Source organism: Thalassospira sp. UBA4513 (genome assembly GCF_002388495.1).
GTDB classification, from domain to species: Bacteria; Pseudomonadota; Alphaproteobacteria; order Rhodospirillales; family Thalassospiraceae; genus Thalassospira; species Thalassospira tepidiphila.
The window spans coordinates 197923-221869 of record NZ_DGMR01000003.1; the positions used below are offsets into that span (position 1 = coordinate 197923).

Annotated in this window: 25 protein-coding genes; 17 read left to right on the plus strand and 8 right to left on the minus strand. The window is 55.9% G+C overall.

What is annotated here, in order from left to right; all coding sequences use genetic code 11:
- Nucleotides 1–145: 145 nt before the first annotated feature.
- The 3 genes from B2T33_RS01685 to B2T33_RS01695 all read right to left on the minus strand — a co-directional run bounded on the left by B2T33_RS01685 (nt 146) and on the right by B2T33_RS01695 (nt 4258).
- Nucleotides 146–553 carry an MAPEG family protein gene (locus B2T33_RS01685; RefSeq protein ID WP_286791008.1) on the minus strand — a complete coding sequence of 136 codons (408 nt, stop codon included), beginning with the start codon at nt 551–553 and terminating at the stop codon, nt 146–148.
- A gap of 202 nt (nt 554–755) precedes the next feature.
- Nucleotides 756–3194, minus strand: coding sequence for a two-component system response regulator (locus B2T33_RS01690; RefSeq protein ID WP_286791009.1), 2439 nt, complete (start codon nt 3192–3194; stop codon nt 756–758).
- 5 nt (nt 3195–3199) lie between these two features.
- Nucleotides 3200–4258 carry a sensor histidine kinase gene (locus B2T33_RS01695; RefSeq protein WP_197146993.1) on the minus strand — a complete coding sequence of 353 codons (1059 nt, stop codon included), beginning with the start codon at nt 4256–4258 and terminating at the stop codon, nt 3200–3202.
- A gap of 405 nt (nt 4259–4663) precedes the next feature.
- On the opposite strand from B2T33_RS01695, the gene B2T33_RS01700 reads away from it, so the two are divergent.
- Nucleotides 4664–6256, plus strand: a complete 1593-nt coding sequence (locus tag B2T33_RS01700) for a lysine--tRNA ligase (RefSeq protein ID WP_197146994.1) — start codon at nt 4664–4666, stop codon at nt 6254–6256.
- 137 nt (nt 6257–6393) lie between these two features.
- On the plus strand, nt 6394–7350 hold the full coding sequence (locus B2T33_RS01705) for a proline dehydrogenase family protein (protein WP_286791010.1): 957 nt from the start codon (nt 6394–6396) through the stop codon (nt 7348–7350).
- A 48-nt stretch (nt 7351–7398) separates the two neighbouring features.
- On the opposite strand, the gene B2T33_RS01710 is transcribed toward B2T33_RS01705, so the two are convergent.
- Nucleotides 7399–8454 carry a hypothetical protein gene (locus B2T33_RS01710; protein ID WP_286791011.1) on the minus strand — a complete coding sequence of 352 codons (1056 nt, stop codon included), beginning with the start codon at nt 8452–8454 and terminating at the stop codon, nt 7399–7401.
- Nucleotides 8455–8661: 207 nt separating this feature from the next.
- On the opposite strand from B2T33_RS01710, the gene B2T33_RS01715 reads away from it, so the two are divergent.
- A complete protein-coding gene (locus B2T33_RS01715; protein WP_197146996.1) occupies nt 8662–9246 on the plus strand; it encodes a TetR/AcrR family transcriptional regulator in 585 nt (194 codons plus the stop codon).
- A gap of 136 nt (nt 9247–9382) precedes the next feature.
- Nucleotides 9383–9970: a DUF4136 domain-containing protein gene (locus B2T33_RS01720; protein ID WP_197146997.1), complete on the plus strand. Its 588-nt coding sequence runs from the start codon at nt 9383–9385 to the stop codon at nt 9968–9970.
- An 81-nt stretch (nt 9971–10051) separates the two neighbouring features.
- Here the strand turns inward: B2T33_RS01720 and B2T33_RS01725 are convergent, their stop codons facing one another.
- Nucleotides 10052–10927, minus strand: a complete 876-nt coding sequence (locus B2T33_RS01725; RefSeq protein ID WP_286791012.1) for a branched-chain amino acid aminotransferase — start codon at nt 10925–10927, stop codon at nt 10052–10054.
- A 206-nt stretch (nt 10928–11133) separates the two neighbouring features.
- On the opposite strand from B2T33_RS01725, the gene B2T33_RS01730 reads away from it, so the two are divergent.
- Nucleotides 11134–11943, plus strand: coding sequence for an inositol monophosphatase family protein (locus B2T33_RS01730; protein ID WP_286791013.1), 810 nt, complete (start codon nt 11134–11136; stop codon nt 11941–11943).
- 12 nt (nt 11944–11955) lie between these two features.
- Here B2T33_RS01730 and B2T33_RS01735 read toward each other — a convergent pair whose 3' ends face one another.
- Nucleotides 11956–15201, minus strand: a complete 3246-nt coding sequence (locus tag B2T33_RS01735; RefSeq protein WP_286791014.1) for a CHASE domain-containing protein — start codon at nt 15199–15201, stop codon at nt 11956–11958.
- 102 nt (nt 15202–15303) lie between these two features.
- A complete protein-coding gene (locus B2T33_RS01740) occupies nt 15304–15924 on the minus strand; it encodes a S24 family peptidase (protein WP_008890227.1) in 621 nt (206 codons plus the stop codon).
- A 557-nt stretch (nt 15925–16481) separates the two neighbouring features.
- On the opposite strand from B2T33_RS01740, the gene B2T33_RS01745 reads away from it, so the two are divergent.
- From B2T33_RS01745 to B2T33_RS01770, 6 genes are all read left to right on the plus strand, one after another.
- Nucleotides 16482–16922, plus strand: coding sequence for a hypothetical protein (locus tag B2T33_RS01745; RefSeq protein ID WP_008890226.1), 441 nt, complete (start codon nt 16482–16484; stop codon nt 16920–16922).
- Complete coding sequence (locus tag B2T33_RS01750) at nt 16910–17434, plus strand: hypothetical protein (RefSeq protein ID WP_286791015.1); 525 nt, start codon at nt 16910–16912, stop codon at nt 17432–17434. Before B2T33_RS01745 ends, B2T33_RS01750 begins: the two co-directional genes overlap by 13 nt.
- 110 nt (nt 17435–17544) lie before the next feature.
- Complete coding sequence (locus B2T33_RS01755; protein ID WP_008890224.1) at nt 17545–17781, plus strand: hypothetical protein; 237 nt, start codon at nt 17545–17547, stop codon at nt 17779–17781.
- A gap of 2 nt (nt 17782–17783) precedes the next feature.
- On the plus strand, nt 17784–19307 hold the full coding sequence (locus tag B2T33_RS01760; RefSeq protein ID WP_008890223.1) for a portal protein: 1524 nt from the start codon (nt 17784–17786) through the stop codon (nt 19305–19307).
- A complete protein-coding gene (locus tag B2T33_RS01765; protein ID WP_008890222.1) occupies nt 19307–19552 on the plus strand; it encodes a hypothetical protein in 246 nt (81 codons plus the stop codon). The genes B2T33_RS01760 and B2T33_RS01765 overlap by 1 nt, the downstream gene beginning before the upstream one ends.
- 127 nt (nt 19553–19679) lie before the next feature.
- The gene (locus B2T33_RS01770; protein ID WP_286791016.1) at nt 19680–20330 is read left to right on the plus strand and encodes a capsid assembly protein; all 651 of its coding nucleotides are present in this window, start codon (nt 19680–19682) and stop codon (nt 20328–20330) included.
- 6 nt (nt 20331–20336) lie between these two features.
- On the opposite strand, the gene B2T33_RS01775 is transcribed toward B2T33_RS01770, so the two are convergent.
- Entirely contained in the window at nt 20337–20465 is a 129-nt protein-coding gene (locus B2T33_RS01775) for a hypothetical protein (RefSeq protein ID WP_255356183.1), read from the minus strand.
- A 112-nt stretch (nt 20466–20577) separates the two neighbouring features.
- Between B2T33_RS01775 and B2T33_RS01780 the strand changes: the two genes are divergently transcribed.
- The 6 genes from B2T33_RS01780 (at nt 20578) to B2T33_RS01805 (ending at nt 23881) form a co-directional block, all read left to right on the plus strand.
- Nucleotides 20578–20748: a hypothetical protein gene (locus tag B2T33_RS01780; RefSeq protein ID WP_197147006.1), complete on the plus strand. Its 171-nt coding sequence runs from the start codon at nt 20578–20580 to the stop codon at nt 20746–20748.
- Nucleotides 20745–21560, plus strand: a complete 816-nt coding sequence (locus tag B2T33_RS01785) for a phage capsid protein (RefSeq protein ID WP_063087797.1) — start codon at nt 20745–20747, stop codon at nt 21558–21560. Before B2T33_RS01780 ends, B2T33_RS01785 begins: the two co-directional genes overlap by 4 nt.
- 38 nt (nt 21561–21598) lie before the next feature.
- A complete protein-coding gene (locus B2T33_RS01790) occupies nt 21599–21874 on the plus strand; it encodes a hypothetical protein (protein ID WP_197147007.1) in 276 nt (91 codons plus the stop codon).
- Nucleotides 21875–21969: 95 nt separating this feature from the next.
- Complete coding sequence (locus B2T33_RS01795; protein WP_197147008.1) at nt 21970–22482, plus strand: tail fiber protein; 513 nt, start codon at nt 21970–21972, stop codon at nt 22480–22482.
- An 88-nt stretch (nt 22483–22570) separates the two neighbouring features.
- Nucleotides 22571–23212, plus strand: coding sequence for a phage tail protein (locus tag B2T33_RS01800; protein ID WP_197147009.1), 642 nt, complete (start codon nt 22571–22573; stop codon nt 23210–23212).
- A 75-nt stretch (nt 23213–23287) separates the two neighbouring features.
- On the plus strand, nt 23288–23881 hold the full coding sequence (locus B2T33_RS01805; protein WP_197147010.1) for a phage tail protein: 594 nt from the start codon (nt 23288–23290) through the stop codon (nt 23879–23881).
- The last annotated feature ends 66 nt before the right edge of the window (nt 23882–23947 follow it).

The window sequence follows — 23947 nt, forward strand, 5'->3', positions numbered from 1 at the left end:
CTTTCGGTGATCGGGCCAACCCCGTCAATTTCGCCCGCCAGTTCAAAGATCCAGTCCCGGATCGACATCAATGCCCGCCGGGCGTTCGTCGGAAAGGCATTGAATTTTGCCGCGACATCCGGGTTTGCGAAATCCCGAGACACCATCACATGCCCGCAGCGCTCAGGTTGCCAACGGACTGGATCAGAAGCCAGACACCGCAGATCGCAAGGGTGATGTGCTGCATGACCATGGCCGGGGCGATAATGCGTTTGGACCGGGTCAGGGTGCCAATGGCATGTAAAATCCGGCTTGCGATCAGAATGGCAGCCACAATCCAGATGATGGTCGATGTTGCCAGGATCGCCTCAATGGCAAGGATCAGCAGAATGCAAAGCGGGGCATTTTCAACAAAATTGCCATGCGCACGAATGCGCCGGCGCAGGGTATTATCATCGCCATCCCCGCTCAGCACATTAAGCTGGGCGCGCCGGATCGACACCATCAGGCTGAGCACGGTCAGCATCAAAACAAAAACGGCGATGATAAAGATGGTTACGGGCAGCGGCAGCATGTCAATATTCCCGGCTTGTGAAGGGGATTTTTAAAATTTCATGCGGTCATCCGTCGGACGGATTTTCGTTTGACAGACCGCAGTTGAGTAATAGGCCAGCCAAGTCAATGGCTTGGCGCTGCAAAGAAGCACGATCTGCTTTAAGTTGACTGTAAGATATAATCTTGGGAAAGGGAAGCTGCGCGACGGCTTTCCGTTGTCTTTAGAATTGTTTGGTCTTTCCGATTGTCGGCGCAAACACTTCTTCGGCGGGGACAGGTTTGCCGAACAGGAATCCTTGCAGCTTGATGCCCGGCACATCGCGCAGGAAGTCATATTGTGCCTTGGTTTCAACGCCTTCTGCGGTGACCGACAGACCCAGCGCACCAGCCATTGCCAGCATTGCATTGATCAGGGCTACGTCATCACTGTTGCCCGGTACTCCGCTGACAAAGGCACGGTCGATCTTGATGCGACTGATCGGCAGGCTTTTGATCGACCGCAGGCATGAATAGCCGGTGCCAAAATCGTCAATCGCCAGTGAAACCCCCACTTCCCGCAGGTCGTGCAGGGTCTGGATCATGCTGACTTCGTCCTGAATCATGCTTTCGGTGACTTCGATTTCAAGATCCTCGGCCGGGAGGCCGGAAATCGCCAGTTCATGGGCGATGCTGTCGGCAAAACCGGGTTGCTGCATCTGGCGGACCGACACATTGACGGCCATACGCAGTTTCTGGCCATATTCATCCTGCCAGCGACGGGCCTGATGGCACGCTTCGCGGATCACCCAGCTGCCGATTTCAAGAATGAGGCCGCTTTTCTCGGCAATCGGGATGATTTCATGTGGCCCGACAAGCCCGTGAACCGGATGTTTCCAGCGCAGCAATGCTTCGACACCGACCATGTCACCGGTTTTGCCATCAATCTGTGGCTGGTAATGCAGAACCAGTTCTTCGTTTTCAAGCCCGCGGCGCAATTCAAGGGACCGGGTCATATAATGGGCGGCATTGGCCGTCATTTCCGGCTCATAAAGGGCAAAGGTTCTGCGTCCGCGATCCTTGGCGGCATACATCGCGGTATCGGCAAGCCGGATCAGATCGTGTGATGATCGGCCATGCACCGGATAGAGTGAAATGCCCAAACTTGCCCCGATATTCATTTCGTGGCCACGGATATAGAACGGGCGTTGCAGTTCCTGAATGATCTTTTGCGCCAGATTGGCGGCCGCGGTTTCGTTGGGGATGTTTTCGCGAATGATCAGGAATTCATCGCCGCCCAGCCGGGATATCGTGTCGGTGCGTTCGGTAATACCCTTGATCCGGGTTGCGGCAATCAGAATGACCTGATCGCCAGCGGCATGGCCAAGTGTGTCATTGATCGTCTTGAAATCATCAATATCAAGAAACAGGCAGGCGACCATCATGCCGCTGGGTTCGCAACGTTCGATCGCGCGGTTCAGGCGGTCAGTGGCAAGCAGCCGGTTGGGCAGGCTGGTTAATCCGTCATATTGGGCGAGGTAATGCAATTCCTGTTCGGCCTGCCGGATGGCGGTCCGGTCAGAGACGATCATCACATAGTGGGTCAGCTCGTGCTCTTCGTTTTCGACGGCAATAACCTGCAGGGACAGCGATATCGGGCCACGACTGGCGTTGTGGGTATCAAGATCGCGATGCCATTGGCGGCGGGCACCCGGCCCGGAAAACAATTCCTGAAAGAACTCGGCAGGATGTTCATTGGCAGAAAGGAAATAGGGCGGCTTTTGCAGCGTGTTTTCTTCGGTCTCGCCCGTGATCCGGTAATAGGCGTTGTTGGCGTTGGTAACATTGAGGTCCGGATCAAGAATAAGAATGCCGTCCTGGGTGGTTTCAAACACCGTCATGGCTTCGCGGAGCTTGTCCTGGGTCAGGCGCTGATCGGTGATGTCTTGCATCATGCCGATGATGCGTTGTGACCCTTTGCGATCATCGCCAAAGGACTTGCCGCGGGCTCGCAGCCAGCGATAGTTCTGATCCTTGTCCAGACTGCGAAAGACAACGTCATAAAAATCGCCATGGGCAACCGCATAGGCAAAGGCCTTGCGTACCATGTCGCGGTCTTCTGTTGCGACCCGTTCAAGAAAGGCATCCCAGCTTTCGGTGACGATTTCGGCATTCTGATTAAGATCGGCATTGCCAAGCCCGGTGGAGTGCATTTGCCGGGTCAGGACATCAATTTCCCAGCAACTCATCTGTGCCGCCGTCATGGCAAGCGACAGCCGGTGTTGGCTTTCCGACAAGGCCAGTTCGGCTGTGCGGCGTTCCAGGGCCATCTGGATCGTGGCATGCAGTTCGCGATCCGAAAACGGTTTGATCAGATAGCCATAGGGACGGGTTTTTTGCGCACGCGCCAGTGTCGCGTCTTCTGAGTGGGCCGAAAGATAGATGACCGGGATCATCAGGTGCGGCGGGATGCCGGCCGCCGTTTCAATGCCATCAATGTCGCCTTCGATGCGAATATCCATCAGGATGATGTCAGGTGGATCCTCATTGATGGCCGCAAGCGCGTCACTGCCACGGGTATGTGCGCTGGTGCGCTGGTAGCCCAGCTTTTCTAGCTGCTTGCGCAAATGAAGGGCGATAACACGTTCGTCCTCGACAATCATGACATGGACTGAATGTGGCATCCCGATCACTTCCCTATTTTGAAGTTGATGACAAAGGTGGTTTCGCCATTGGTCGTGATATCAAGCGTGCCACCAATCTGGTCGGCCAGCAGTTCAATCAGTTGCAGGCCAAGCCCGTCACTCGTGCCCGGGGTAAAGTCATCGGGCATGCCACGCCCGTTATCGGATACTCGCAAGGTCACAACATCCTGCTCATTCATCTGGGTCGATACCGTGATCTGACCTTTTGCACCGTCGGGGAAACCGTGTTTCAGCGCATTGGTGATCAGTTCGTTGGCAATCAGTCCGCATGGCACGGCCTGATCGATGGTGAGTTCGACATGGGCCAGATTGCTTTTGACCTGTACCCGGCTGATATCGACATTGAATGTCGCCAGAAGCGACGAAATAAGGCTTTCGCAGAAATCGGCAAAATTCACCTTGGCGATGTCTTCGCTTTGATACAGCGACTGGTGAATTTGCGCCATCGACCGGACGCGATTGCAGCTGTCGATCAGCGCTTCGCGTGCCTGAATGTCAATGACCGAGGATGTCTGCATATCGAGCAAACTGTGAATGATCTGCAGATTGTTTTTCACCCGGTGATGGACTTCGGAAAGCAGGGTTTCCTTTTCACGCAGGGACCGAGCGATCTGTTCTTCGCGATGTTTGCGTTCAGAAATGTCGGAAATGGCTGCAAGGATTTGATGCTTTTCGCCATCAGAGATCGGGTTCAGGCCGATTTCAACCGGGAACTCGCTGCCATCCTTGCGCAAGGCATAAAGATCGCGGCCAGCCCCCATCGGGCGGGGATTGGGCTGCTCCGAATAGGATCGGCGCAAACGCGGGTGTCCGGTACGAAAACGTTCGGGGACCAGCATTTCAATCGGCTGACCCAGCAGTTCATCGCGCGCATAGCCGAAAATGATTTCGGTCTGGGCGTTCACCATTTCCATGGTGCCATCCGCACTGATCAGGATCATGGCATTTGGCGCGTATTCAACAACGCGTTCAAATCTTTGATCCGGACTTTTCGTCGGAAAGGCGTTTTCGGTGATGTGCTCACCGGTCTCTCCAAACGACATCAACACACTCCAATCATCGTGTTTGGTTCGTCGATCGGGTTTGCCTTCGCTTGCGGACGATCAATAGTATTAAATTAAACTAATAGTGTATCGCAGCATAAGCGTATGGTTATGCAATAAAAGCTCTTCTCAATTTAAGCGTGCTTACCCACTGTCGGATATTTGTCGGCAGGTGGCTGAAGTCAACTACACTTAGGTGTAGCCGCTAAGGTGGCTTTACAAGCAACCGCCTGCAGATAAATATCGGCGATTGGCCCGGTAATTCCGCGATTATTTGGCAGCCATGCGCAACAGGTGCTTGATCTTGGCCCGAAGTGGGGTATAGCTTCGCGCAAACATGCGATCAGCGTGATGCGTATATTTCCCGAGAATTTAACGATCCAACTGACAAACAAGGTTTCAAAAATGACAGCCGATCTTCGAGATGCCGCACTTAACAGCAACGTCTGGGCTTTTCAGGAAGCCAGCAAGCTGGTCAAGCGGTACAAACAGAAGGCGCCTGAAAAGGGCTATGTCCTTTTTGAAACCGGCTATGGTCCGTCGGGTCTGCCGCATATCGGCACTTTTGGCGAAGTTGCGCGCACGACCTATGTCCGTCGCGCGTTTGAAACCATGTGCGATATCCCGACCAAGCTGTTTTGCTTCTCCGATGACATGGATGGCCTGCGCAAGGTGCCCGACAACATCCCGAACAAGGATATGGTCGCCGAACATCTTGGCAAGGCGCTAACCAGCGTTCCCGATCCGTTTGGGACGCATGAAAGCTTTGCCCATCACAACAATGCCAAGCTGCGTGAATTCCTTGATGGTTTCGGGTTCGAGTACGAATTCAAATCATCGACCGACTGTTATCGTTCCGGCATGTTTGACGCGGCGCTTTTGCGCCTGCTGGAACGCTATGACGCGATCCAGAAAATCATGCTGCCGACCCTTGGTGAAGAACGCCGTGCGACCTATAGCCCGTTCATGCCAGTCGAGCCGGGCACCAACAAAGTCCTGATGGCCAAGGTGACCGAACTCAAGCCTGAGTCCGGCAGCATTGTTTACGAACATCCGGAAACCGGTGATCTGGTCGAAACGCTGGTCACGGGTGGCAATTGCAAACTGCAATGGAAGCCGGACTGGGCGATGCGCTGGTATGCGCTGGGCGTTGATTATGAAATGGCCGGCAAAGACCTCATTCCGTCGGTCGAGCTTGGCAACAAGATCGTCAAGGCACTTGGCGGCACCCCGCCGGAAGGCTTCAATTACGAGCTGTTCCTTGATGAGAACGCCCAGAAGATTTCCAAATCCAAGGGCAATGGTCTTTCGATGGAAGACTGGCTGAAATATGCGCCGGAAGACAGCCTGTCACTGTTCATGTTCCAGAAGCCGAAAACCGCAAAGCGTCTGTATTTCGATGTCATCCCGAAAACCGTGGATGAGTACCTGACCTTTGCCGAAAAGCTTAAAACCGAAACCGATCCGGAAAAAATCCTGCAGAACCCGGCCTGGCACATTCATGCCGGCACCGCACCGGATCGCGAAATTCCGTTGTCGTTCGGCATTCTTCTGAACCTTGTTTCGGTCTGCAATACTGATGATCGCGACCTGCTGTGGAAGTTCATTTCGCGCTACGCCACCGGCGCAACCCCGGAAACCTCGCCGTATCTTGATAAGCTGGTCGGCTATGCGATCAACTATTACAGCGACTTCGTCAAACCGACCAAGTCGTACCGCGCCCCGACCGAGGCGGAAAAAGCAGCCCTTCAGGATCTGCGCGATACGCTGGCCAAAATTGCACCGGGCACCGATCCGTCCGACATCCAGACCGAAGTTTTCACCGTGGGCAAAAACCACAATTACGAAAACCTGCGTGACTGGTTCAAGACGCTTTATGAAGTGCTGCTGGGGCAGGAACAGGGCCCGCGTATGGGCTCCTTCATTGCGCTTTATGGTCTTGATGAAAGTGTTGCCCTGATCGACCGTGCGCTGGCCGGTGAAGATCTCTCTGCCTAAGACGGCGCGATCAGATAAACATAAAAGACGGCTCGCCTTTGGCGGGCCGTTTTGCTTTTTGGGTCATATCATTCAATAATTTGCCGATCAGACCGGCTATGGCGGTGCTTTGCGTCACCAGCAAGGAATTGAATGATATGGGATTTTGGCAGAAATCAATGATCGCGGTTGCATGTTCCAAACCGCTTCGCACCCTTGGCGAGGCGATTGGACGCAAGACCGGACTGGCCGCACAGTTCGTCAGTGCGAACGATGGCATCGGGCATGTGTCGCGGGCAAATGCGCTGGCGGCACAAGGTATCCGGATTTCAAGCTTTTATCTTGGTGAATATGTCGAAGACATCACCCAGGTCCGCGAAACGGTCGATCAGCTTTGTTTTGTGATACCAAGCCTCGATATGTCTGGACTGGATGTGCATGTGTCGATTGATCCGTCGCAGCTGGGCTATATGCAGGGCCAGGCGGTCCTGACCAAACATGTCGATGAGATCGCAAACAAGATCCGCGATATTGCAGAACAGGCAAACTCATCCCAAACCATCCGGCTTATGATCGATATGGAAGATTTTGACATGGTCGATGATACGCTGGCGCTGCATCATCGGTTGGCGACCGCCGGTGTGCCGGTTGCCCAAACCCTTCAAGCCCGTTTGCACCGGACGGAATCTGATCTGAACGACATGATTGCACGCGGGGCGATGGTACGACTGGTCAAGGGAGCAATGGCCCCACCGGCAAGCGTAGCTTTTACCGACCGTGACCAGATTGACGCCAACTATCTGAGTCTGGCCGGCATGATGTTATCGGAAACCGCCAAGCAAAGCGGGTTTTTCCCGGTCTTTGGCAGTCACCATCGCGACTTGGTGCTCAAGATCGCGACGCTTGCTGATGACAATGGCTGGGCGCGCGATCAGTTCGAGTTCGAGATGCTTTATGGGGTCAATCAGCCGTTGCAACGTGAACTGCTTGCGGCGGGGTATCGCCTGCGGCTGTATGCGCCGTTTGGAAAGGATTGGTGGGCCTATGCCTGGCGCCGGGTGGGGGAGAACCCGCGCAACCTGTCGCTTTTGATGAAGTCGGGACTTCATCGATAATAAAACCGAACGAGGCCAGCATAGATGTGCTGGCCTCAAAGTTTTAAATCAGCTTGGTGGCAGGTAACGCCGCAACGGATGATCTTCAAATGGCGCCAGAAGCACATGGCGGGCACGTTGCCAACCCACCCCGAATGCCATCACCAGCCCGCCAACGATGAAGCAGACCAGAACGATGGTCATGGACGGATCAATCGCCGCCCCCTCGAACCCGGATTGCAACAGATAACCGACATAGATCAGGCCACTGATGATCGGCGACCGGCGATCCAGGATCAGGGACAGCACCATGGCGATGATGATCACTGGGATCATCGCAAGGGCCGCGGCCTCAAACGTTGCGGCAATCGAATGGATGGTCAGCGGCGCGCCAAAGACATAAAGCCAGAACGCACATTCTGCCCAACCATTGATCCGCTTGGGATCGCGGCTGTCGATAAAGATCGCAAGGGCGAGCAACAAGATGCCCGTCGCCGTGATCAGATAGGGGATATAGGGTTCTGCCGCCGGGCCGAATGTCGCCATCAAAGCAGACCAGAAGACCCCAACAAGGCCAGCAGCAATCAGCGCAAAGGATACCGGCAGGCGATAGCGCAGGAAGAAGCCAAGCTGGAAGGCAAAGCCGATGATGGCGACAAAGACCAGCACATTCATCGACCGCTGCCCGAAATCAATTACGGTATCAAGATCGGACAACTGCCCGGCAGGCCCGGCAAGCGACATGTAAATCGCCACCGCATAGATCATCAATGTCGCGCCAAGGGCGGCCATAATCGCGATGGAGGGCAGGGATGCCTTGAGCTTGCCGGCGATATATTCCGCCAGCGCGACATAGGCGATCATGGCAAGCGGTGGCGCGATCCAAAACGCCGGGCCATTGGCAAGCAGGCCCCACAGAACGAACCAGCCGATGGTCAGTGCGCATATGCCAAGGGCGATGAAGATGTCATTCATGCCGCGAAACAGCGTGAATTTCTCGGTTTCAGGCGACTCTTGTGCTTGTTTAGCAAGGTAGCCTTCGAGCCGTGCAAAGGCCTCTTCGCTGAGCACGCCGGCCGATACCGCATTTCGGATATCGGCAAGGGTGAAATGATTGTTTTTCACGGTGGCTCCGGAGTGTGTTGTTGCTCTTGTGCCGTTTTGGCGTGTGTCCGATGGATCAGTGATACACGCCCTGTGCAATGCTTTCAAATTTCTTGGTATGCCTAAAGGCGGACTAAGGCATCGAAAGGGCACCTAAACTACGCAGTTAACAGGAAGATAATATTTGACATATAAGTTAGTGAACTGACTTATATTTTTGAGGTATCCATGGCCACCAAGCTGAGTTCCGAGCAAAAGCGTCAAAAGCTTGCCCGTGCGGCAATGAATGTGATCTGGCGCGATGGCTATCACGCCGCCACCATTCAGGCGGTCGCGACCGAGGCCGGATTACCTGCCGGTGGCGTATTTTACCGCTTTCCCAAGAAACATGACCTTGCCCTGGTGGCACTGGAAACCATGGAAGGGGAGTTTGTCCCGCTTCTGGAAAGTCTTTCCACGTCGCGTTCGGTCGCGGATCGGTTGGCAAAGTTCTTTGATTATCTTGATGCCATGACCCCGCGCCGGGTCAGTCATGGCTGCCCGTTGGCAAGGCTGATGCTTGATCTTCCAGCGGATGATGATTTTACCCCGTCGCGCAAAACCGGGCAGGCGGTATTTGACGCCCTGATCAACTGGGTTGCCGGTCAGCTTGAAGAGGGCGGGGTAGATCGCAAAACAGCCGCAAAGACCGGCCGTCAGATCATCATGCGGTGGCAGGGCGCGATTATTCTGGCCCATAGCATGGGGGATCGGGCCATCCTTGATGATGAGATCAATGAACTGCGTGCACTGGCCAAAGATCTGATTGGCTAAACCCCGGTTGTTTTTCTCCTAAAAGTTGATTGCCATTATTTACGCATTTTCTGATGATGAATTAGGGGTTTGGCGCATTTACCCGATGCGTGTCGCACTTGGTCCGGCAAACATTTCAAACCAAAGGACACGGGCAATGACGAAGATGAAACTTGTGCTGGTGGCGATGATGGCAACGGTCTTGGCGGCCTGTGCCACAGGTCCGCGCATCTATACCGATGCTGATCCGGCGGCCGATTTCGGACGGTATCAGACATTCGCCTTTGTCGAAGGGGCTGGCAAGAATGCCGAGGCGCAATATCAGACCCTGTCGGGTCAGCGGATCGAGGATGCGATCAACACCGCAATGGTGTCGCGCGGATATCAGCTTGATATTCACAACCCCGACCTTTTGATCAATTTCCATCTCAAGACCGAGGAAAAGACACGCTCCTCTCCGCCGGTTTATATGGGCGGCTATTATGGCTATCGCAGCGGCATGTATGTCGGCTGGCCGGGCTATGTCGAACCGGGCTATGTCGATAGCTATACCGAAGGCACGCTGAGCATCGATCTGGTTGACCGTCAGACCCGTCAGATGGTCTGGGAAGGCACGGCTGTTTCGCGGGTGACCAGTTCGCTTCGCGAAGCGCCGAATGAAACAGTGCGGGCTGCGGTGGCGTCGATCTTTGCGCAATATCCCTATGTGGCGGGCAATAGCGCGCCCCGAGCCTTGGCGCAGTAAGAAAGCGTTCAGACGGAATAAAAAACGGCCCGGATATCCGGGCCGTTTGTCTGTCGATCATGTGCGAAGTGCTAACTGCAATCAGTCTTCGCTGGCCGCAACAAACGCCATGTAAAGGTCCTGCGCGCGCCGCGTGATCGGGCCGGGCTGCAGGTTGCGGTCATCCAGTTTGACGCACGGGGCGACCTTGTAATAGTTGCCGGTGCCAAAGATTTCGTCAGCGGTTTCGAGTTCTTCGTATTTGCAGGTCTTTTCCACGACATCAACGCCGTCTTCACGCAGAAGCTTGATCACGCGCTGGCGGGTCAGTCCATTGAGGAACGTGCCATTGATTGCCGGGGTAAAGACCGTACCGTCCTTGGCAAAGAACAGGTTGGCATAGGAAAACTCGGCAACATTGCCAATCGGATCCAGCATTACGCCGGTGTCAAAGCCCGAACTGGTGGCCTCGGTCACCGCGCGTCCGACATTGGGATACAGGCAGGATGCCTTGGCCTCGGTCGGCGCGCTTTCCGGCGACGGGCGGCGGAAGCTTGATTTGCGGGCACTAAAGCCGGTCTGGATGGCTTCTGGCATTTCACTGACGGAAATGCACAGCACGAACTGCGCACTTTCGGGCGCGGGCGCGATAAAGCCTTCGCCGCCAAACACCAGCGGTTTGATGTAAAGGGCGAGTTTGGGATCGAACTTTTGAACGCCTTCCTTGACAAGGGCGACGATTTCCTCGGTGGTGATCGTCGGTTTCAGGCCCATCAGTTCGGCCGAGCGGATCACACGCGCACAATGCGGATAGAGGTCCGGCATTTTGCCATTCATGCGGCGTGCACCATCAAACACGGTCGAGGCCATCCAGAAACCATGGGTTTGCGGCCCCATGATGTTGGGGTTGCCTTCGTGCCATTGGCCCTGATACCAGGTCCAGTTTGTGACGGTGCTATCGGTGGCGGCGTGACCCATTTTTTATGCTCCTGATTGTGGGGAATGCGCCTGTGGGGCGGTTCATTAGCGCTGCCTAGCATAGGATTTTTGCAAGCAAATGGTCAAAGAAAACATCACCGCTTTAGTGCCTTTGAAATGTCATGAAACCTTGCAAGCAGTTATGCGATAGGTTTTTCTATAGACAGTTGATTTTGAGACGCTTTCCGCTTTGAAAGGAAAACAAGATGGGTGATGACGTCAAACTTGATCTCGACGCGCGGTTCGAACATGCCCGTGACGTCATCCGCACTGCCGGAAAGCGGGCGATGGAGTATTTCGACGGCAGTGCCGGCGATCTTGAGGTCGAGGCCAAGGAAAACCCGCTCGATATGGTCAGTATCGCCGACAAGAATGTCGAGGCGATCATTCGTGATCAGATCGCAGACACCTTTCCCGAGGACGGCTTCCTTGGCGAGGAAATGGGCATCGAAAAGGGCGACAATGATTGCCTGTGGGTGATTGACCCGATTGATGGCACGGCGTGCTTTGTCAATCAGATGCCAAGCTGGTGCATTTCCATCGCCCTTGTCGTCAAGGGGAAGATCGAGATCGCCCTGATCTATCAGCCGTGCGGCAAGGAATTGTTCAGTGCCCGTCGCGGTCAGGGTGCGCTTGCCAATGGCGAGCCGATCAAGGCCAGTGACGCCAAAACCGTCGGTGATGGCGTGATGGGGCTTGGCATGTCACATCGCACGACAAGTGACGCGATTATGCCCTTTATCAAGGACTTGCTGGATCGCAAGGGCATCTTTATGCGGAACGGATCAGGCGCACTTTCGATGGCCTATGCCGCGGCCGGGCGAATGATCGGCTATTACGAACCGCACATCAATCCGTGGGACTGTCTGGCCGGGATCCTGTTGATGCAGGAAGCCGGCGGTTGGGCCAATGATTATCTGGCAGCCCCCGATGCGCTTGAAAATGGCGCACCGATCCTGACAGCCGGGCCCAATGTCGCCGAAGAACTTAAATCCATGACCGGTATCACCCGTTAGGCGGCCCGCGCATCAGGTTGCTGGCGTTTCATTTCGCGCCAGACGGGCGTCAAATTTGCGGTGAATAAGGCGGGCCAGTTCAGCGTCAATCATCGCGATATCCAGCGGCTTGGTGCAATAGGCATCAAAGCCGGTCTCGTGAAAGTTTTCGAGATTGTCGTTTGAAATGTCCGCGGTCAGGGCAAGCACCGGAATGGTCGCCTTGACCGGATCGTCAAAGGCGCGGATACGCCGGGTCGCCTCGATACCATCAAGAACCGGCATGTGAAGATCCATCAGAACCGCATCGAAATCGGCACCGGCAAGAATATCAAGCGCGATCTGCCCATCAGCAGCCGTGGTAATCGTATGACCCTGCGCTTCCAGCAATTTCTGGGCAAGGATACGGTTTATTTCGATGTCCTCAACCAAAAGCAGGTTCCATGCGCCCGGATCAGCTGCCTCGGCCTTTTCAGACCGGGCGTCGTCCGGGTTTGCGGTTTGTCCTTCCTGCCGGGCAACGTCTATTTCGCTGCTGCGTGGCAGGGTCAGGTCAAACCAGAAACGGCTGCCCTTGCCTTCCTGGCTTTCGACCTGGACCCGGCCGCCCATCGCCTGAACCATGCGCTGACAAATTGTCAGGCCAAGTCCGGTGCCGCCATAACGGCGGGTCGTGGTGGTATCGGCCTGGGTGAAGGCATCAAAGATGGCTTCGAGCTTGTTTTGCGCAATGCCGATCCCTTCATCGCGCACCGAAATGCGGAATGAAACAGCATCTTCGGTGATGTCGAGTGCCTGCACCAGAATCAGAACCTTGCCCTGTTTGGTAAACTTGATGGCATTGGAAACAAGGTTGGTCAGCACCTGTTTAAGCCTAACAGGATCGCCGGTGACATGGCGCGGCAGTTTCGGATCGATATCAAGCTCAAGCGTGCTTTCTTGCGCGCGTGCCGGGACCAGCATCATCGAAACAACTTCTTCGCAGATGTGATGAAGGTCAAACGGGTTTTCTTCCAGCACAAGCTTGCCGGCCTCGATCTTTGAGATATCAAGAATATCGCCAATCAGCGACAAGACATGGCGACCGGCACCGCGAATGGTCGACAGGTAACTACGCAGCGTTTCGGTATTGGCATCTTTTTCCAGACTGTCACTGGCGAGCTGGGCATAGCCCAAGATGGATGTCATCGGGGAGCGGAATTCATGGCTCATATGGGCGATGAATTCCGATTTGGCCCGATCAGCCTGCTGGGCCCGGTTCATGGCGTTTTCGGCAGATGCGCGGGCGTCTTCAAGTTCGCGGGTCCGGGTCTCGACCAGATTGACGATGTATTTTTCGGTGCGGTTAAGTGATCGCAGATAGATCAAAAGCAGAATGCTGACCGTGCTGCCAAACACAAAGATCGCCCATGGCTGCCAATAAAGCAGCGTGCCAAAGCCGGGCTCTGACGGATGCAGGACAATCGTCCAGTCGCGATAGCCAAACGTGAAGTTCGAAACATTCGGGTTGAACGGCTTTTCCAGTTCCTCTCGAATGTGCTTTATCGCATAGTCGGCTAACCGATTGGAATAGATAAGTTTTTTGTCAGATTCGGATTTCAGGTCGGCAAGATGGATTTCAAAATTCAGCGGAATGCGCGCCACCCGTGCCGCCCGGCTGATCATGTCGGTCAGGCGCAACACCCCGATGGCGACACCAAGTGGTGGTCCGGTGCGGTCCCGACGATTTTCAACCGCCAGAAACGCAAGCGAGGTCACGACCGCCGAATTCGCCTGAACCAGTTCAAGCGGCTCGGTCAGGGTGACATTGCCGGTCTGAAGGGCGGTTTCGAGCGCGCGTCGGCGCGAAGGCTCGCTCATCATGTCAAAGCCGATGACTTTTTCATTCCCCGACCGCGGGAAGACAAAGAAGACCGGATAATAGGTATCCTGTTCGCTTGACGTTTGCAGTTCGCCATCGACAAGGGCGCGGATGGCGAAATTGGTCACCCCGCGCAGCTCGGCGTTTTCTTCAATCAGGCCGCGCGCCCGGCGTTCAACATGCGGCGCCCATTCAAGGGCGGCAACACCGGGCCGACGGTTGACCCATGGGGCAATCATCGCATCAAAGGTATTGGCCGAAATGCTGCCATGCACGTCAAACAGGGTCCGGACGGCGATCAGCGCATCGGTGGCCCCGCCAAGTTCTTCGCGAAGGGACGCTTCAAACGCCAGGCGATACTGGTCGGTCGATGATCGGTCGGCGGCAACAAGCTGGGTATAGGTGTACCAGGATGCCAGCCCCGAAACACCAAACCCGATCACGCCAATGATGATCGAGAGCGTCCGGCGCAACCGATGGACATCTTCGGATTGCCGTCCGTCAAGGGTTCGCGTCGTGATCGCGGCAATCCGTTCCATGCCCGCTGCCAGAAACAGGGTGCCGACCGAAATGGCAATGACATAGCCATAAAGGTTGCGAAGGCCTGTATTCAGCCCCACACCGACAAAGGTTTTATTGCCAAGGGCGGCAAAGACGATGATGTCGGCAACGATGACGGCGTTGATCAGAACCGCGCCCAGCAGCCCATAGCGCACCGCCCCCCAGATCACCAGCGGTACGGAGACAAAGATAAACAGATATTCGGGCTTTGAGATCAGCGGCGTTGTCTGAACGGCGGAGGCCAGAACGACGGCCGCGACGACGATGAAGGCAAGCTCGCCATAGTGTTGGAGCGAACGCGATACCGGCTGCCGGTTCATCAGGCGCAAGGTCAGTGGTCCGACCACAATCGCACCAACCAGATCGCCCAGGAACCAGCCCTGCCAGATTTCGCCGAACTGATCAAAGTTGCCGATAACAACCATGCTGAGTGTGGTGCTGCCCAAAAGGGCCGCTATGGCAGGGCTACATACCGCGCCCAGCGCAAGGAAAACCAGCATGCTGCGGAATTGCGCCAGCGGATAGTTCCCGGCAAGGCGCGTGATCAAAAGGGCGGGCAACACGGCGGCAAGGGTATTGCCCGCCGCGATCATAAGGGCCGCTGGCACCGACGGCGACGTTGCCAGATTAACCAGAAGGGCACCGATGAACACTGCCGGGAAATACCGCCAGCCCCAAAACACCATCGCGGCAATTGCGATGCCAGATGGCGGCCAGACAAGGGTAACGCTTGTGCCAAAGAACGGAAGTTGCAGTCCGGCATAGCCCGTTGCGAAATAGGCAAGGATAACCACCAGAGAACGCACAATGTGATGGCGTTGCAGCGTCAAACGATTGTTCCCCTTCCCCTCTGGCATCAGCCGGTTCTTTTGCTAAGACCAAATGTAATGTGTCGCAGGGCGGATTTGAATAGATCAATCATCGAATGTGCGCGAAAGGCCAAAGGCTTACTCGAATGCTTATTGGCTGCACCACAGAATACGGGCGACCCAGTCGATTTCCTCTGCCGGAATAAAGCGGTCTTCGAAATCGGGGTTAAGGGATTTTAACTCCACACCAAGCGCGCCGCGCCGGACCAGTTCCTTGGCCATGACTTCGCCCTCATGGGTTTTGACAACCACGCGGTCTTTGGGGCGGATGTTTGACGCCGGGCTGACAATAATCAGGTCACCATCGCGAAACACCGGTGCCATGGACTCCCCTGATATCCGCAATCCATAGGCGGTTGGATCGTGCAGGGCAGGAAAGGTAATGTCTTCCCATGATCCGCCAACCGGATATCCGGCATCATCAAAAAAGCCGCGATTGCCGGCTTGCGCAAAGCCGATCACAGGGATACGTCCGGCGCCATTGCCATCCACCAGTTCGGAAAATTCCCGGAAACTGACATCGGTGACGGAAAGCACCTTTGAAATGCTTTCGGTCGACGGCCAACGCGCCTTGCCCTGCGCGGTCGTGCGCTTGGACCGGTTGAACGTGGTCGGGTCAAGTTGTGCCAGGCGGGCCAGTCCCGAAGGGGTCAAACCGTGATCTTCGGCGATTTGATCGAGGGCGGCCCATATTTGTTGATGTCTGATCATGCCGCATTCTAGCAGCAGGCAAGATCAGAAAGAAGGAATTAATTCCTTCATTGAGGCTGGAATCGGCATGAGACAACAATCCTGCAGGGTTCAGGCGCCGAAAGTCCTGCAAACCGGGCCGTTCTGATCACCGTGGGCAAAACAAAAAGTATACCGCATTTCCATCGACCTTGATTGAAGCTTTACCCTGCCATTTCAGGGCCTTGATGACCAAGAGGCAGGGGCTTTGATCGGATTGAAGGCATGTTCCTCATCTTTGGAATAGGAAATTAATCCTTTACAAGGAGAACAAAAAGGGATTATAGCTTGCATATCAACACCGGAATTGCATCTGGAAATAAGTCGGGCCTTTTGAGGTTCGGCTGAAAAGGCGGCGAGAACCGTCGATATGCGCGGGCGGAACACCGCCCTTGGGGACATCACAAACCATTCATCAAATCAACGTGCATCGCAAGATGCGCGAACGGGAAAGTTTTATCTTTTTCAAAGGTTTGATGCGGTGAAGGTTGGTTGCAGGTCCGGTGGAATGAACAGGTTTTATCCAGCAGGAGGGCGACGTGACCGAACAACGACTTTTTCCCAAACCGCATTCTGCGCGCGACATCACCCCTTTTTCCAGTGCGAGGCAGGCGTGGTTCTGGTTCGTGCGCTGTCAAACCGCACGGATCGAGGGTGCTCGTGTGGTGGCCGACGCGGGCGAGGTGGTGCGACCCTGCGACCCTGATGATGTCTATAACGCGGTGATGCGCCTTAAAAAGGCGGGCATTCTGGGGGATCGGCATTTACAGGTACTGGAATATTTTGGGCTGGTTGAACGCGAACCCGAATCCCGCGATCCGCGCGAAAGGGACAAGGGCGATTTATGGCAACAGGCCCTTGATGCGCTTGAAAATGTGCTGGTGACGCGCGGCATCGTCAAACGCGGGGAAGACGAAAGTTTCCATCACGAAGATGTCGCTGTTGAACTGGGTGGGGACCTGTCGCCATGCGGGATGTAACCAACGTTGTCACACAAGTTAAAACCGCTGAAACAGCACAGGAATCCGCTAGTCCATGGCTGAATCACTGGGCCGATCAATCTGCATCGGGGCGCGAGGTTTCAGTGCTTGTCGTCTTTGCCGATGCGCCGGAAAAGCGATTGTTGCGGGTTCTCAAACTGGGATTTCGCCATTGCTTTGTGCTGGTGTCTGGTGTCCGGGCAGGGGAGTGGATCTGCCTTGATCCGCAAAGCCATCGGGTGCGCTGTGAAAGCTGGTGCTATTCGCCGATCTTTGATCCGGCGGCCTATTATCGTGGCCTTGGCTATCACTGCATCTGGGCGCGGTATCCGGCCTCGATTGCGCGCAAGGTCCGCTTCGGCCCGATGAGTTGTGTGGAGCTGATCAAACGTCTTTTGGGCATTTCGGCCTTCTGGATCATCACCCCCTGGCAACTCTATCGCCACCTGCAACAGAGGTCTGAAAACCCCGATCAGATCAGTGAAGTGTCTTTTTCTGAAAAATGTTCTTGATTTGTTCTTTTTAATGTGACATAAGAGACAAATCAACGCCACAAATGCGCCCGCAGGGTTCCGACCCTTGCGGGCGTTTTTGCGTTTGGGGGGATCGGGAGGGAAAAGCGATGGGCAGTTTGTTTTCGACACCAAAACCGGCGGCGCAACATGCGCCGCTTCCAACTTCAACAGCTACCACAACCGAAGAAGACACCGGTGCCGAAGACGCCGCACGATCTGCCCGGACCGAGGCGCTTGAACGCCGCCGTTATGGCCGGGCCAGCCTGATCGGGACAAGTTATCGCGGGCTTTTGACGGACCGCATCGCCAAGGCGGGCGGTGGCAAGAACCTTTTGGGGGAATAGGCATGGCGAAATCGCAAAAGGCAGTGACTGAGGATAGGGCAACCGATGGTTCCGACATCACCCAGTTGCGCGCCCGTTTTCAAAAGGCGATGGAACGCCGGCGCAACTGGATTGCCCATTGGCAGGATTGCTATGAATTCGCCCTGCCACAGCGCAATGCGGCAGCCAGCAACCAGACCAATGGCGGCAAGCGCCTAGACCGGGTGTTTGACGCAACCGCGTCCGATGCGGTCGAACAACTTGCCGCCAGCCTGATGGCCGAAATCACCCCGCCCGGTGGCGGCTGGTTTGAGTTGGAACCCGGCGGCAATGTCGCCAACGCGGATCGACAGGCATTGACCGAGCAACTTGGCCGGGCCGTTCGGATTTTGCAGGGGCATTTTGATCGATCCAATTTTGCGGTCGAAATGCATCAGGCGTTTCTGGACCTGGTGACGGCCGGAACTGCGTGCTTGCGGCTGGAAAAGGCCGATTTGCACAGCCCGTCTGCTTTGCGCTTTACGGCCGTTCCCTTGCGTGATCTGGCATTTGAAGAACGATCGGATGGCAAGATGGATGCGGTCTTTCGCAAACTGGCACTCACCCGCGCGGAAATCCTTGCAACCTGGCCGGGGGCAAAGGGCTTGGCCGATGATGACGGCGATGACAAGGACGCGCCGAAACGCTTCACCGTGATCGAGGCCGTGCTTCCGGCAACCGACCGCAAAACCGGCTATGAGCTGTGTGTGTTTCGCGAAGACGGCGATGCCAATACCAATGATCTGATCTATCGCGACCGGTTTGATGTGTCGCCCTATATCGCCTTTCGCTGGATGAAAGCACCTGGTGAGATTTATGGCAGGTCCCCGGTGATGAAGGCACTGCCCGATATCAAGACCGCCAACAAGGTGGTGGAGCTGGTGCTTAAAAACGCCTCGATTGCCGTCACCGGCATCTGGCAGGCTGATGATGATGGCGTTCTCAACCCGGCAACCATCCGGCTTGTACCGGGCAGCATCATCCCCAAGGCCGTGGGGTCAGCGGGGCTCAAACCGCTTGAGGCCCCCGGTCGGTTTGATGTCTCTGATCTTGTGCTGTCCGATCTGCGTGATCGCATTCGGCGCTGCTTGCTGGCTGATCGTTTGGGCCAAACTGATCAACCCGGCATGACCGCGACCGAGGTGCTTGAACGCGCATCCGAGAACGCCCGACTTCTGGGCGCAACCTATGGCCGGTTGCAGGCGGAATTGCTTTATCCGCTGATTAGGCGGGCACTTTATATCCTGACCCAAACAGGCGAACTTCCCGACATCCCGCTGGACGGCGATGTTGTGGTGCTGCGTCATGCGGCCCCGCTCGCACAACTGCCAAAACGCGTACAGGCGGGCCAGGCGCTTGATTGGCTGTCGCGGATTGCCGCCCTCGGCCCGGAAGCCTTGGCAGAGGTCGATCTGCCCGTGATGGTCCGCTGGCTTGCCGATCAGTTTGGTGTGCCGGATCATCTTTTGCGGCCAAGCCTGCCGCCTGAAATCGCGGAGGCGGTGTGATGGTTGATACCGGATGGGACTGGTTCGAGGCGGAAAACGAAGCCCTGACCGAGGACGGCACTGATCACTGGCAGGCCTGTTTTGACAGCGACGCCGGGGCAAAGGTGCTGGCCGATCTTGAACGCCATTTCCTGCAAACGGCCCTTGGCCCGGATGCGAGCGATAAAGCGATCTGGATGCGCGAAGGGAAGCGCGCGCTGGTCCTGCAGATTAAGCGGCTGGCAGAGCGTTCAGCAGCAGATTGATCCCCGCCTTCGCGGGGATGACGTTCGTTCCTTGCACCTGTTCTGTCCACCGTCATCCCCGCGAAGGCGAGGATCCCGAGCCACATCTACCAATCCCAAGTTTGACGCCAATGAGCGGAGCATTCGCATGACAACCGAACCCGACCTTCTCGCACCGGAAACAGAAACGCCGGAAGCACCGGAAGCTCCAGAAACACCCGAGCGGACTGATATCGAAACGCCGGCGCCCGAACCCGAACTTGATGCCGCAGCCCTCGCCGATCTGGTGCCCGAAACACCGGACGCCTACGCAATCACGCTTGCTGAGGGCATGGAAGATATCGATGCCGATCTGAACCAGCGCCTGCATGCGGCAGGCTTCAGCAACGCACAGGCTCAGCTGGTTTATGATCTGGCGGGGGAGGTTCTTTCACCGCTTCTGGGTGATCTTGATCAGGCGGCACAGCGCGCGACCGACCGTGCGGCACTCGCCGCCGAGTTTGGCGGGGCTGAAAGCTGGAAAAAGCTGGCCCCGAAAATCGAAAGCTGGGGCAAGGCCAATCTGCCAGAGGCCGCCTTTGAGACGCTGTGTCAAAGTGCCGATGGTGTGCGCGCGATGCATCGCATGATGACCCATGGCGATGAGGCAGCGCTTGGCAAGACTGACGGCGGGGCGGGGGAGACAAGCCTTCGCTCCGAAATCCGGCGCAAGATGAATGATCCGCGCTATTGGCGGGATCGCGATCCGGCGCTAGTCGCCGATGTGCAGGCGGATTTTGCCCGGCTTTCCGGGGAATAGCGTGCCCTAGAACAACTTGTCGGCACGGTCGATGACCGCGTTGACATAGTCCGGAATCGGGGTCAGCGGCAAAAGGAAATAGCCCGCAATCCCCAGCCCGATCAGGCTGAACACAAGCAAAACCGACTTCTTCACGGCAGATACTCTTTTTCTTTGTTTTCTTGTTTGTCTTGGACCGGACCGCGCAGAAAAGCCCTTCGGGTGCAACAGGTCGGGGCAAATCAAGCGCGTGTCCTACGGAACCTCGATGGATGAGGTTTCCTGTAACAGCGCTCTTAAAACACCAAACCTTGGCCGGAAAATGACCGGTTTTGGGGCAATTGTGGCACTGGCCTTTATGGGCAGCGCAATTGAACCCCGACGGCTGCCTGCAATCACGACAAAACCATATCTGAAACAAGGGGATAAAAGGCGATGACAACCACGATTGATCAAAGCTTCATCGACCATTTCCAGGCCGATGTGCATCAGGCCTATCAACGCATGGGATCAAAACTGCGCAACACGGTGCGGGTGAAAAACGCCATCAAGGGCGCGACCACGGTTTTCCAGAAAGTCGGCAAGGGCACGGCGACCACCAAGGCCCGCCATGGCAAGGTGCCGGTGATGAATGTCGATCACGAGGCGGTCCGGTGTGACCTGCGCGATTACTATGCCGGTGACTGGGTCGATGCGCTTGATGAGCTCAAGATCAACCATGATGAAAAGATGGTTCTGGCCAATGCCGGGGCCTATGCGCTCGGTCGCAAGACCGACGAGCTGATCATCAATGCGCTGGTCGGGGCCGATGATGTCGTGCCCGATAATACCGAGGGCATGACGCTTGATAAGGTCATGATGGCGTTCGAAGGCCTTGGTGATCGCGATGTGCCCGATGACGGGCAGCGCTATGCGATTGTCGGCTGGAAACAGTGGTCGGAGTTGCTTCTGATCGATGAGTTTTCGCGATCTGACTATATCGGCGATGAAGATTTGCCGTGGAAGGGTACACAAGCCAAACGCTGGCTTGGCACGCTTTGGATGCCCCATTCCGGCCTTCCTGTCGCCTCGGGCATTCGATCCTGCTTCTGGTATCACCGCACCGCCATTGGCCATGCCATCGGCTCGGACGTTCAGTCCGACATCACCTGGCACGGCGATCACGCAGCCCACTTTGTCAACAACTCCATGAGCCAGGGTGCCACGCTGATTGATGGCGATGGTGTCACCTGCATCAAGGCGCAGGAATAACACCCACACCCGACTTTTCCCGAACCAAGGAGACCCAAATGGCAGAAGGTTTCAAAGCCAGAAACCTCAGTGTTCTGGCATACGCCAACGGCTTTACGCTGTGGCACTACATCACCCCGGACGTCGCCGCCGACGTCGATACCGCCGACTATTTTCTTGAGGCCCGCGACATGCTGCGCGTCGGCGATTTCATCATCGCCAACACCAACCGCGACGCCACCATGTCCGGCGGCCTGTTCGTCGTCGCAAGCTCCGGTGCGGGGGGCGTCGATGTCCGCGACATGACGGCAATCGGCACATCAAACACCGACTGATCGCACACCCCCGATCCACCCTTTTCATCCTCCCTCAACCTCGCCCCGGTGACATGTGTTGCCGGGGTTTCTTTTGACCAGAACAAGGATTGCCCATGTGTAACTGCAACAAGATTACCATCTGCACCGAATTTGACGCCGCCCAGATCGCCGGCCTTCAGGTGCCGATTGCTTCCATCCATGCCTTTGCCACCCAGACCGTGCCGGACGGCTATCTGATCTGTGATGGTTCGGTTGTTTCCCGCGCAGAGTATGCCGACCTGTTTGCTGCACTGGGCACTGTTTGGGGCGAGGGTGATGGCAGCACGACCTTCAATGTCCCCGATTTGCGCGGCGAGTTCCTGCGCGGCTTTGATGCTGGCCGTGGTGTCGATGAGGGGCGTGTGTTTGCATCTGAACAGAATGATGAGTTTAAAAGCCATACACACGGTTTTACCGAAACCAAGTCTGCTTTGTCAGGGTCGAGGGAGTACCCAGTCTACAGTTCGCAAGTTGTTGAGCCGAACGCTGTAGAGGAAGCTGTTACTCACACTGGTGGGGATGAAACCCGCCCGCGTAACGTGGCCGTGACTTACGCGATCAAGGCAATCCACCCTGCGAGCAACTGAGTAAGACCCGCAACCAATCCACATCTTTTCAAACGCCCTGGCAGCATCCGCTGCCGGGGTTTCTTTTTCTCAACCAAGGAGACTGCTCATGCAGGGTAATACCCCGGTCGAATGTGAAATCCTCAATGTCATTCAGGGTGCGGGCATCTGGCCCGATTGCGATGATAAAACGCAGCTTCTTCAAGCCATCGAAGCGCTGATTTCAGGCGGTGGTTCTGGTGGTGGCGGTGTCGTCGCTGGCAGTGAAATCGGTTCGGTTTCAGCTTTCGCCATGCCAACCCCGCCAACTGGCTGGCTGGTCTGTGATGGTTCAGCGATCTCACGCACCGAATATGCCGATCTGTTCGCAACCATTGGTACGCTTTGGGGGGCTGGTGATGAGGTGTCTACCTTTAACCTGCCGGACCTGCGCGGTGAGTTCGTGCGTGGCTTTGATGATGGTCGCGGCGTTGATGATGGGCGTGTGTTTGCGACTTCACAGGACTTCGCCCTTGAAAACATCACTGGGCGTTTTGGCGGAAGCGCGTTGTCGGGTGGTAACGACATCTTCGAGGGTGTTTTTGGTGACAACATCACAGGTTTGTTGGATCAGTCGCCAGGTTCGGGCGTGAAGCAGCCCTACGGCATTGATTTTGATGCTTCGCGAGTTGTCAGCACAGCTAACGAAACCCGCCCACGCAACATCGCGATGACCTATGCGATCAAAGCGTTCTATCCGACGTCTGCATAAGTCTTGCAATGAAATTTATGACCCTGGCAGACCGTGTTTGCCGGGGTTCTTTTTTGTCCAAATTGGAGAAATCATATGCAGTGTTTGAGCCCGGTTGAAAGTGAAGTTCTCAATGTCGTTCTGGCAGCCGAAATTGTTCCGGATCGCATGGACGATACCCAGCTGTTGCAGGCACTTGAAACCCTGTTTGGCGGTGGCAGTTCTGGGGGTGGGGCTGTGCCGGTTGCGACCATCCTGCCGTTTGCCGGTTCGTTGGCACCGGAAGGCTTTATGATTTGTGATGGTGCGGAACTTCTGGCGGCGGACTATGCCGATCTGTTTACCGCGATTGGCACGACCTATGGTGTCGGGCAGGCCGCTGGTAGTTTCAAACTGCCGGATCTGCGCGGTCGTGCACCGATTGGTGCCGGTCAGGGCGATGGTCTGACGGATCGTGTGATTGGTGCGGCTGGTGGTGAGGAAACGCATCAGCTTACGGTCGATGAGATGCCAAACCACACTCACCAGTACGGTGCGCCTCATCTCCAAACCTATGGCATGGGTTCATTTGCGGAACGGGGCCTAAACCCGACTTCGCAGGAATGGTATTCGGTGTCGGATGCTGGTGGCGACCAGCCTCACAACAACATGCAGCCGTTCCTGGTGGTGAATTACATCATCAAGGTCTGATTGCTGTGATCTAGAACCTTTGCGGGGTCCGGTTTTCCGGGCCCCGTTTTCGTTTGGGGGGATGTG